Origin of the sequence: Pseudoselenomonas ruminantium, assembly GCF_900104055.1 — a bacterium.
Taxonomy (GTDB): Bacteria; Bacillota; Negativicutes; order Selenomonadales; family Selenomonadaceae; genus Selenomonas_A; species Selenomonas_A ruminantium_C.
In genome coordinates this window covers 55,399-65,953 of sequence record NZ_FNJQ01000018.1, presented here as the reverse complement: position 1 = coordinate 65,953, position 10,555 = coordinate 55,399, and the positions used below count along the sequence as shown (strand labels likewise).

The following is a 10,555-nucleotide window of genomic DNA, read 5'->3' as shown; positions in this document are numbered from 1 at the left end:
CGTTTAGCGGAAACAGCAAAAGTACGCCCCCGTTCACCCCTGACTGCGTATGTGCGGGATTATTTTGGCACGAACTAACCGACAAACTGCAATTTATCTGTATGGATGTCTGAGGGAAATAACTTGAAATTTTGACAAAAAAATAGTACACTTATATTTACTAATTGCCTTTTGCCTGTTACAATCAAAGGGTGGAAAAATTAGTGAAATGTGAGTGAAAGGAGGCACGTTGGATGCGGGTTTTGGAGGCTGTTGGCGCCTGGGTTTTGGCGCGGCTGGCGGAATTTGGCACCATCGTGCTTCTTTATCGTGATACGGTACAGGAGCTCTTCAGGCGGCCACGTCCCAAGCATATCCTGGCGCAGATGTCTCATCTGGGCGTGGATTCCCTGCTGATTGTGAGCCTTACCCTGCTCTTTACCGGCGCGGTGTTTGCTTTGCAGACGGCAGATATATTGATTCGTTTTGGAGCCCAGGGCACCATTGGCGGCATCATTGCCATCGCCATTGGCCGCGAATTGGGACCGGTGCTGGTGGGGGTGGTCTGCGCCGGACGGGTGGGAGCTGCGATTACCGCAGAGATTTCCACCATGAAAGTTACCGAGCAGATCGATGCTCTGCGGGTGATGGCCGTGAGTCCGGTCAATTACCTGATTGTACCGCGGATGCTGGCCTGCATGATGGTAGTGCCGCTCCTGACCGTTTTTGGTGACGTGATTGGCGTGCTCGGGGGGTATCTGGTGGCGGTGTACTATGCCGGCATCAGCTCTTACAGCTATATCAACTCCATCCATAACTTCGCCGTGGTCTTTGACCTGACCGGCGGGATGATCAAAGCGATATTCTTTGGCAATGTCATTGCGGTCTTAGGCTGTTACTACGGCCTGCACAGCCCTGCCGGGGCAGAGGGCGTCGGCAAGGCTACCACTCGTACGGTGGTGACCTCAATCATCGTCATCTTTATCCTCAATGCGCTGCTGACCTTTATTCTGTACTAAGGTGTACCTATGATAAAACTTTCTCATGTGAGCAAAATATATGATGGTGAATATGCCCTCCGGGATATCAATCTGGAAATTCGGGACGGGGAAACGCTGGCCATAATCGGCGGTTCCGGTTCCGGCAAAAGCACGTTGTTGCAGCTTTTGGTGGGGCTTATCCGTCCCGATGAGGGAGAAATCTACATTGGCGGGCAGGAAATCACTCACCTTTCCGAGAAAGAAATGGATAAAGTGCGTCTTAATATGGGCATGGTCTTTCAGTATTCCGCGCTCTTTGATTCCATGAGCGTGGGCGAGAATGTAGCTTTTGGTCTGCGGGAACACAGGCATTTGCCGGAGGCGGAGATTCAGCGCATCGTCAGGCAGAAGCTCGATTTGGTCGGCCTGCCCGGCGTCGAGGCCAAGATGCCCGGCGAACTTTCCGGCGGTATGAAAAAGCGCGTGAGCCTGGCCCGGGCCATTGCCATTGAACCGGAAATCATCTTTTATGATGAGCCGAGCTCGGGACTCGATCCGCTCACCACGACGAAGATCGATGAACTGATTGTGGACATGCAGAAGAAGCTGGGCGTTACATCGGTGGTGGTCACCCATGATATGGCCAGCGCCTGCCGCATTGCCGACAGGATTGCCATGGTATACGAGGGAGAGCTCATTGCCGTGGATACGGTGAAGAAATTTCAGCAGATAGAGGATGAAAGGGTGCAGGCCTTTTTCCGGACTTTGCACACGGATAAGGGAGAAAAGGAGGAACTGCGGGCATGAGTGTAGAAGCAAAGGTAGGAGCCTTTACCTTGGCAGGTTTGGCATTACTGGCCGGCGTGATCATCATGCTGAGCGGTTTCAAGATAGGCGGCGACAAGGGGTACACACTCTATGCCGGGTTCAAACAGGTGGTCGGGGTGGAACCACAGTCGCTCGTGCGGCTTTCCGGCGTGCCTGTAGGCAAGGTGAAATCTGTGGCCAATGATGGTCAGGGGGTTACCGTTACCCTGCAGATCAATGAGGGCGTACAGATTCCCAAAGGTTCGAGGGTATCCATCGGTTCTTCGGGCATCATGAGTGATAAGTTCATCAATATTACGCCTGGCAGTGACAGTGCTTTGGTCGCGGATGGAGATTACCTTACGGGTGTCGATGAAGCGAGCATGGATGATATGATGCAGAATGCCAGCAAGGTCATCCAGGAAGCACAGGAGATGCTGGCCAGCATGAACAACATCCTGGGCAATGAAGCCTTCCAGACATCCATCGTGCAGATGGTGGTGAATATGCGGGAGACGACGGCCCATATCAATGGCATGATGGCGGCACTCGAATCCACCATCAATACCAATCAGGGCAATATCAATCAGATGCTCGCCAATATGAATATGATAACGGGCAGCCTCAACCGTACCATGAATAATGTAGAGGCCATGATGGCAAATCTGGCCACGGTGGGGGCAGATCCGCAGACAGCGGAGAACCTGCGCCTGACGCTCGATAATATCGCCCAAACCAGTGAGAAGATTCGCGTCGTGTCCGAAGGACTGGCCAAGGTGGCCGGGGATGAAAAGACTGTGGAGGATGTCAAAGCCACCATCCATAATGCCCGGAAACTTACGGAAAAGGCGAAGAAAACCAAAGAAAAATTAGAGGCCATCAAGACTTCCGGTGAAATGTCCGTGCTATACAGCGGCAGTGCCCATGACTGGGATACCAATTGGAATTTTACGGCCGCGTTGGATAAGGGGCCGTTTATGACCTTTGGCCTGGAGGATATGGGCGAGAGCAACCGGGTGAATTTCCAGCTGGGCAAGCGTCAGGGAAATCTGGCGGCCAGAGTTGGGGCCATCCATGGTGAAGCCGGTGTGGGCTTGGATGCCTATGCGGGCAAGAATTTCAAGTTTTCGGCTGAGGCCTATGACTTCGATGATGTGGATGTACGCCTTGGCGCGCAGCTGCGTCTGAAGGACAATACCTGGCTGATGGGGCAGTGGCAGAATGTCAATGACAGAGATCGCCGGGCAGCCTATGTGGGGCTCAGACAGGCTTTTTGACAGGATAATTCCGGCCGCGGGGCGGCTGATATATAAATTACCTTTGCTAAGGAGGATTTAACATGAACAAACAGCATTTTTATAAAAGATTGACGGCTCTCGTATTGGGCAGTCTGATGACGGTTTCCTTTGGCTCGGCTTCGGCGGCCAATACGGTACAGCTGAACCTGCAGGATGCCGTGCAGATGGCACTCGAGAACAACCATAACATCAAGATGGCGCTGGCCAGCGTAGATGCGGCCAAGTGGAATCTGTCCAACTATCGCCGCCAGACGGGCGTGACGCTTTCACTGTCTACGGAAGTGGACCATGCCAATGATTTTTATGCCAGAGCTTCTCATGGCGGGGATAATACTTATTTTACTAATGGTGCACAGGCGTCGATACCTCTGTACAATTTCTCGCTGCGCAGTGGCATTGAATCCGCGGGCTATGCGCTCAATGAAGCAGATGTGAAGCTGGAGAATACGAAGCAGTCCATTCGTTATACAGCAACGGCAGATTATTATAACATCCTGAACTGCAAGAATAATATCAAGGTGCAGGAAGATACGGTCAAGGCTTATCAGGAACATCTCGACAATGTAAATGCGCAGTATCGGGTGGGGACCGTGGCCAAATCCGACGTGCTGTCCTCGCAGGTAAACCTGGCCAATGCCCAGCAGGCACTGACCACGGCACAGAACAATTACGATATTGCTGTGGCTACCCTCAATAATGTCATTGGCTTACCGACGGATACGGTGCTGGTCATTGATGAGCAGCTCAAGCATCCCGCCTATGACCTGAATCTGGAAGATTGCACGAATTATGCCCTGAACAACCGTGCTGACGGTGCGGCGGCCTACTATCAGGTCAAGCAGGCAGAAGCTGGCATCAACAGTGCCAAAGCCGGCTGGTATCCCAAGGTGACAGCTTCGGCGGTCAAATCCATTGAAGGCAAGGATGCATTCCGGACCGATCATTCCAATGTATGGTATTTCGGTGCCAGCGCCAATTGGAATGTTTTTGACAACGGTGCGACTTCCGCCAGTGTGCATAATGCTGAGGCAGGTCTGGTACAGGCACAGGAAAATCTGCGCAATCAGGATGATACCATCAAACTCGATGTGCGCACGGCTTTGCTGAACCTGCAGGCTGCGGAAAAGAATATTGCTACTACGGAGACAGCTGTGCTTCAGGCTGAAGAGGACCTCAAGATTGCCAATGTCCGTTATGCTGCTGGTGTCGGCACGAACCTCGATGTAATGGATGCAACGGAAAAAATGACTGCTGCCCGTACGAACTATAACAATGCGCTTTACAATTATAACGTTTACAAGGCAGCGCTTGATAAGGCTATGGGCATTCCCGTGGATATCGATGTGGCTAAGTATAAGGCTTCCCAGATGGAAGGCAACAAGGTCAAGAAGGTCCGCGAGGATGCCAAGGTAACGGAAAATCCGGTACTCGAACTTACGCCGGAAGCCAAGAAAGCATCCAAGGATGAAGCGAAGGCCATGCGCAAGGCGGAACGGGAAGCCCGTAAAGCCGCCAAGGAAAGCAGACGCAAGGACAAGGCTGAAAGAAAGGCCGCTAAAGCAGAATCAGCAGAAAAGAGTGCCGAAACTGCGGCACCAGCAGCCACGGAAGCAGCTGCCAGCGCGGGGACGGTAGCCAGCGAGATGGCCAATTAAAGGGATTGTAATTCACTGCCCATGAAGGGCCGACAGGGAGAACGTAATGAAGGGGAAAACATGGATAATCGGGGCGGTGGTGATGGCGCTGATCGCCATCACCAGTCTCTGGTACTATGTACAAACGCAAAACTTCATGGAAAGAGCCGGGGGAGAAGTCTCTTCTCTGGCCACCCAGGCTCTGGGAACAAATGTGGAGATTGGTGAAATCGAAATAAAATCCCTGAGGGATCTGGAACTGCATAACGTAGCAATCTATGACAAGCAGGCGGAGCTGATTGCCCGTGCCGATACGGCCCGGGTTAGCTGCCGCCTGCTTGCGGCGTTTTCTGATCCTGCCAATGCCGTGGGTGAGGTTCGCGTCAGTGGTGTGGAAGCGGTGCTTTCCGAGCGTGCGGATGGCAGCTGGAATGTGGAGGATCTGCTCAGCAAGGAAAAGACCTCTCAGGAATTCCATGGCCGGATACTGGTCGATAATGCCCATGTGCTTGTGCGCCGGCAGGGACAGGAACTCGCACTCGAAGAAGTGAGTGGTACGGTGGATCTGGCCGATTATCCCGTATCGAAGGTGGAGTTTGCCGCCCAAAATCAGGGGACGGGCATAACGGGGACAGCAACGCTCTCTGATACACGGCAGATTGTCAATGCCCATTTGGACGGAGTGGATATCGAAAAATATCTGGCCTTCGTACCGCAGGGGCTGATTCCGGAGAATATAAAGATTGAAGGCGGGCGGCTGGAGTCCGCCGACATCCATGCCTATCGCCGGGATGGTGATCTTTCCTTCAGCGGTGAAGGCGACCTGAAGGATGGCAGAGTGCAGGTGGAAGGCACGGAGATTGAAAATATCGCCGGCCATGCCTCCTTTACCAATGAAGAGGTCCTGCTCAGCGTAGATGCAGAGGCGGCAGAGCAGAAAGTCAACGTCCATGGTAAGATCAAGAACCTGACGACAACGCCGTATCTGGAACTGGAAGCCAGCTCGGATTCCTTTGATCCAAGCCGGATACTCACGAATATCCCCTATCAGGGAGCGGCAAAATTCACCGTCAAGGTGACGGGCGCCATAAGCAACCCCAGCGTGGATGGCAAGGTGCAGGTGGCGGAAGGCCAGGTGCTGGATATTCCCTTTACGGGGGCACAGGCTGATGTGCGCTATCAGGACAAGAACCTCTTTGTAAGGGGCTTTTCCGCGCAGGTATTTGGCGGCAAGGTCAGCGGTGAAGCCGTTCTGTCCACGGAGAACCTTGGTTATACGGCGCATGTGAAGCTGGACGATATCGATGCGGCGCAGGGAAATCGCTTCCTGCCGCAGCTGGCCGGTCTTACGGGGCGTGTATATGCGGATATGGGCGGCAATGGCATTGGCAGCGACCTTTCCACGCTGCAGCTTTATGGCAGCGCCAAGGTCGTCAATGCGGCTTATCAGGGAATCAAGATCGACAAGGCCAGCACCTCGTTTTATCTGGCAGATGATGACCTGCTCATTGACTATCTGAGTGTGAAGATGCCCAATCACAGCAGTCTGGGGCTGGAAGGCTCCATCCGTGATATGCGGGGGGCATGCAATATGGATCTGGCCTATTATGGCGGTCATTTCGATCTGTCCCTGCTGCAGAATCTGGACAGCCGTCTGGAACTGTCCGGCCTCTCGGATTTCAAGGGCACGATTCGTGGTGCGAAGGCCAATCCGCAGGTGGAGATCAAGTTCTCGGGCCTTAAAGGCAAGATCTTTAAGCAGCCGTTTGACAGCCTGAAATTTGCCGCTAGTGGCAGCCTGGATGGTGTTGGCATCGATGATTTCCTCATGGAAAAGGATGGGAAGGAAGTATGGCGCGCTGCCGGTTCGGTGGGTTTCACCGGAGAAAAGAAGGTCAACCTGCAGCTGGACACCATGGGCGCACGCATGGAGGACATCGTGGCCCTTATTGCACCGGATCAGCCATTGACCGGTAATGTGGATAACATCATCAAGCTGACGGGCACGCTGGACAACCCGCAGGCTACGGGCTATATCCATTTCTACCGGGGCAGCTATCATGGTGTACTGCTTTCCGGTATGGATGGCGACTATTTCCTTGAGAATGGGAAACTGCGCCTGCAGGATTTCCATGCTTATTCGCCGATGATCGATATGGTACTGAACGGTACGATAACTACGGCCACCCAGGCATTGGATATGGAAGTAGTGGCCAAGGATATCGACCTCAAGCGGGTGGAACATAAACTGCCTTATGAGGTCAGCGGTCATGGCACGTTCAAGGGCAAGATTGACGGGACCATCAATGCGCCAGAATTCCACGGTGTTCTCGAGGCACCGGAGATCGTCATGAATGGGCAGACGGTCAACAACCTGCGGGGCATGGTCAAGTTCAAAGGCCATAGCTTTGATATCGATCATTTTGGCTTTGAGCAGAATGGCGGCACCTATGATATGGAGCTGGCCTATGATACCGACACGGATGGCATCCGTGGCGATGTGGTGCTGCAGAATGCCGATATCGCCGCTGTGGCAGCATTGCTGAACCAGAAGACTGAGGTGATCAGCGGCCGGGCAGATCTGACAGCCAGCCTGAGCGGTACGGCGCATAATCCCAGCGCCAGTATCAATGGCAGGATTGAGAGCGGCAAGGCTGGCGGCTACGATGTGCGCGGCGTGGAACTGGATCTCAATCTGAACAACAATGTCGTTTATATCAATAAATTACAAGGCAGTCAGGGAGAACATGGTACCTTTACCGCCAGCGGCACGGTGGAAATCGGCGGGGCCATCGACGCCCGCTTCAATGCCAGCCAGCTGGACTTCGGGATGTTCACCGGACTGGCGGGCATTAAGGCCCGGGGCGTGACCGGCACGGCGGATATTGAAGCAGTGCTGGGCGGTTATACCCATAATCCTGCTGCCGATGTGAAGGTCAAAGCCATCAAGGGCGGCATACAGGGGGCTGATTTTGACAGCCTCACGGGAGAAGCGCATCTGAAGAACGGTCTGATCGATCTGACGGAACTGCGGGTGGAAAAAGCCGTGGGGACGAAGAACTGCGCTGCTACGGCCAAGGGCATCGTGCCCTTGCGGGCTCTGACTGCCGGCAAGGATGAGTGGCTGGATGATATGGAACAGATCCAGTTGAGCATTGGCCTGCAGGATGCGGACCTGTCGCTGCTGCCCACGATTTCCAAGGAAATCGACTGGGCGCTGGGGGCTACCGAAGGGGAAGTAAAGATTCACGGCACCCTGGCCCATCCCCTGATGGACGGCAGTGTGACGATCCCCAATGGTGCGGTGAAACTAAAGACTTTGAAAGAGCCGGTCACCGATATGACGGCTCGTCTGAAGTTCAATGGCAATCAAGTGACAGTTGAAGAATTTTCTGGTAAAATGGGCGGTGGTTCCTATAACGGCAGCGGTAAATTGCTGATGAACGGACTGGAACCGGAACATTATGACTTTTCCCTGTATGTGGAGAAACTGGGCATCAAGAGCAAGTTCTTTGAAGGTCCCCTGAATGGCGAACTGCATCTGACGGATACGGATTTTTACGGACAGCATCTGCCCAAGATTTCCGGCCGCATCGATTTCAACAAATGCAAGGTTTCCGTGCCCACGATTCCTGACAGCGAAGGGGAAATGCCGGAAATGGTCTTCGATGTGCAGGTCAATGCAGGCGACAAGGTGCATTTCTACAGCCCATACCTCTATGACCTCTATCTTACCGGCGGCTTCCATGTGGGCGGCATCATGAGCCATCCCAAGATGAGCGGCAGCCTGCAGGTGAAACGGGGCGGCACGATCAATTATCTGAAGACCGAGTTCAAGATCCGGGAGGGCACGGCCAATTTCAATCAGGTGGCATCCTTTATGCCCAGTATTGATTTCTTTGCCGATACCAAGCTTTCCCAGGCCAAGGTATTCCTGTCGGTGAAAGGGCCTTTGGGGGCAGCGGAGATGAAGCTCACATCTTCGCCCGAAATGAGCCAGACGCAGATCATTCAGCTGCTGACGCTGCGCGATGCCTATAAGGATGGCAAGACCACCATGGATATGGGGGATCTGCTGGCCGTGGGGCTGCAGATGAGTTTCCTGTCGGAAGTGGAGGGTATCATGCGCCAGTATCTCTATCTGGACAAGTTCTCCATCTCGCGTGGCAGCGGTTCGGCGTTTGATACGCATGAAGCCGAAAAAGAAAATCGTGAAAACAAATATGATTTTAATGTTTCTATGGGAAAATATATAACGGACAAGGTCATGCTCCGTTATACCCATGGTTTTGGCGGCGATAATATCAATCGCTATGGCGTCCAGTACGATGTCAATGATCATTGGGGCGTGACCGTGGAACGGGAAGCCAGCAAGTATATCTTCGGCGTGGAAGCCCGGGTGACGTTCTGAGTTTATACGGATTTGTTTAGAAGGGAGGTGGAGGCGTTGCGCTTTGCCCAATATGTGGCGGAATTACAGAAAGTGAAACCTTTGACGCGGGAGCGGGAGGACAGGCTTTGGCTGGCGTACAAGCGCGGCGGGGATGAAGATGCCCGCCGGCAGCTGATTGAAGCCTATCAGCCGCTGGTCTTCAAGCAGGCCCTGCCCTATCACAATCTGCAGAACATCATGGATGTGGTGCAGGAAGGGACTATAGGCCTGATTGAAGCGGTGGAGCGTTATGAACCGGAGCGAGGCGTAGCCTTTAGCCTCTTTGCCATCCACCGCATCCGGGGACGGATGCTGGATTTCCTGCAAAAAGAGGGGCGCTCCGACAGTCCCTGCATGGATGCGCTGCAGGAGGATGGGAGTGTGACCTATAAGGAGAACCTCGTGGATACTGCGCCCACGGTGGCGGAGCAGGCGGAGACACATGAACTAGTAGGCCGCTTGCGCACGGCTATGGACCGGCTTCCGGCCAAGGAAAAGGCCGTGCTGGAAAACGTCTTTCTGGCCAGCCGGGATGTAGCGGCTGTGGCGGAGGATATGGAGCTGAGCACCGGCCATGTCTATCGCCTGCAGCAGACGGGGATCCGAAGGATCCGCGGGATGCTTTCCCGCTTTATGCAGAATTGGTAAATTGTTTGCAAATAAGCAAAAATAAGTAAAAATACCTTGAAAAACGCTGAAAAATGGTGCTAGACTTATATTATCATCTTATATAGTGCTATATGCTGTGTGAATGTTTGTCCTGTGCTGCCGATTATAACGACAGAGTAGTTTCAGGAATTTCAGGTAAGACGGAGGGGCGCAGATGGACAGGCGTTCACAGCAGAATCATATCCGGGCCGCCCGGGACTGGCTGGGCAGGGCAGAGGATTCCCTGGCGCGTGAAGACGATGTGCAGGGAGATCTGAAGCTGATGCTGGCCAAAGCGGAGCTGGCCCATGTGGGACAGAGTTCCCGCAGCCGCTTCCTGTCCCTATGGGGAAGACGGGGCGCGGCCTTATTATTGGCGTTTGCCCTGGCGGGGGGCGTTTTGTGGAAAAGCGGCCCCATTCCTGCTCAGGTGGAGGAGGCTGTTCCTGCCCTGCCACAGCAGGCTGCGGCCGAACATCCGGCAGCGCCTGCAGAAGCAGAGCCTGCGGCAGAGAAACTGCCGCAGGCGGTGGGGGCAACTGTAAGGGAGAAAAATGCTGCCCCGCAGCCGCAGGCGGCGCATGAACCTGAGCAGGCCGCACGGCCTGCCGTGCCGGTGCCGGAGCAGGCTCATGCGCCGGCGGTGAAGCCGGTTCCGCAGCCACCGGATATGGAAAAACAACAACTCATGCAATCTGCAGGTAAGATCCTGCGTCAATGAAAGAAAACGATTTTGGGAGGTTTGACCTTTGTACGATTCCAAACAGAAGAACAGAC

At 53.9% G+C, this 10,555-nt stretch carries 7 protein-coding genes; all 7 read left to right on the top strand.

The annotated features are described in order from the left end of the window. Positions 1–233: 233 nt before the first annotated feature. The 7 genes from BLQ59_RS08775 to BLQ59_RS08745 all read left to right on the top strand — a co-directional run bounded on the left by BLQ59_RS08775 (position 234) and on the right by BLQ59_RS08745 (position 10,499). A complete protein-coding gene (locus BLQ59_RS08775; protein WP_074572527.1) occupies positions 234–998 on the top strand; it encodes an MlaE family ABC transporter permease in 765 nt (254 codons plus the stop codon). 9 nt (positions 999–1,007) lie between these two features. Beyond that, complete coding sequence (locus BLQ59_RS08770) at positions 1,008–1,766, top strand: ABC transporter ATP-binding protein (RefSeq protein WP_074572525.1); 759 nt, start codon at positions 1,008–1,010, stop codon at positions 1,764–1,766. Next, a complete protein-coding gene (locus tag BLQ59_RS08765; RefSeq protein ID WP_074572523.1) occupies positions 1,763–3,043 on the top strand; it encodes an MlaD family protein in 1,281 nt (426 codons plus the stop codon). Before BLQ59_RS08770 ends, BLQ59_RS08765 begins: the two co-directional genes overlap by 4 nt. 62 nt (positions 3,044–3,105) lie before the next feature. Further along, positions 3,106–4,719 (top strand): TolC family protein, encoded by a 1,614-nt coding sequence (locus BLQ59_RS08760; RefSeq protein WP_074572522.1) that lies wholly within the window; start codon positions 3,106–3,108, stop codon positions 4,717–4,719. Between the two features lie 46 nt (positions 4,720–4,765). After that, the gene (locus BLQ59_RS08755) at positions 4,766–9,109 is read left to right on the top strand and encodes a translocation/assembly module TamB domain-containing protein (RefSeq protein WP_074572520.1); all 4,344 of its coding nucleotides are present in this window, start codon (positions 4,766–4,768) and stop codon (positions 9,107–9,109) included. Between the two features lie 36 nt (positions 9,110–9,145). Beyond that, positions 9,146–9,778 carry a sigma-70 family RNA polymerase sigma factor gene (locus BLQ59_RS08750; protein ID WP_074572518.1) on the top strand — a complete coding sequence of 211 codons (633 nt, stop codon included), beginning with the start codon at positions 9,146–9,148 and terminating at the stop codon, positions 9,776–9,778. A 175-nt stretch (positions 9,779–9,953) separates the two neighbouring features. Continuing rightward, positions 9,954–10,499: a hypothetical protein gene (locus tag BLQ59_RS08745; protein ID WP_074572516.1), complete on the top strand. Its 546-nt coding sequence runs from the start codon at positions 9,954–9,956 to the stop codon at positions 10,497–10,499. Positions 10,500–10,555: the final 56 nt, after the last annotated feature.

Coding starts and splice junctions, on each gene's coding strand:
- BLQ59_RS08765 (WP_074572523.1), top strand. CDS start 1,763: ATGAGTGTAGAAGCAAAGGTAGGAGCCTTTACCTTGGCAGGTTTGGCA.
- BLQ59_RS08755 (WP_074572520.1), top strand. CDS start 4,766: ATGAAGGGGAAAACATGGATAATCGGGGCGGTGGTGATGGCGCTGATC.
- BLQ59_RS08775 (WP_074572527.1), top strand. CDS start 234: ATGCGGGTTTTGGAGGCTGTTGGCGCCTGGGTTTTGGCGCGGCTGGCG.
- BLQ59_RS08745 (WP_074572516.1), top strand. CDS start 9,954: ATGGACAGGCGTTCACAGCAGAATCATATCCGGGCCGCCCGGGACTGG.
- BLQ59_RS08760 (WP_074572522.1), top strand. CDS start 3,106: ATGAACAAACAGCATTTTTATAAAAGATTGACGGCTCTCGTATTGGGC.
- BLQ59_RS08770 (WP_074572525.1), top strand. CDS start 1,008: ATGATAAAACTTTCTCATGTGAGCAAAATATATGATGGTGAATATGCC.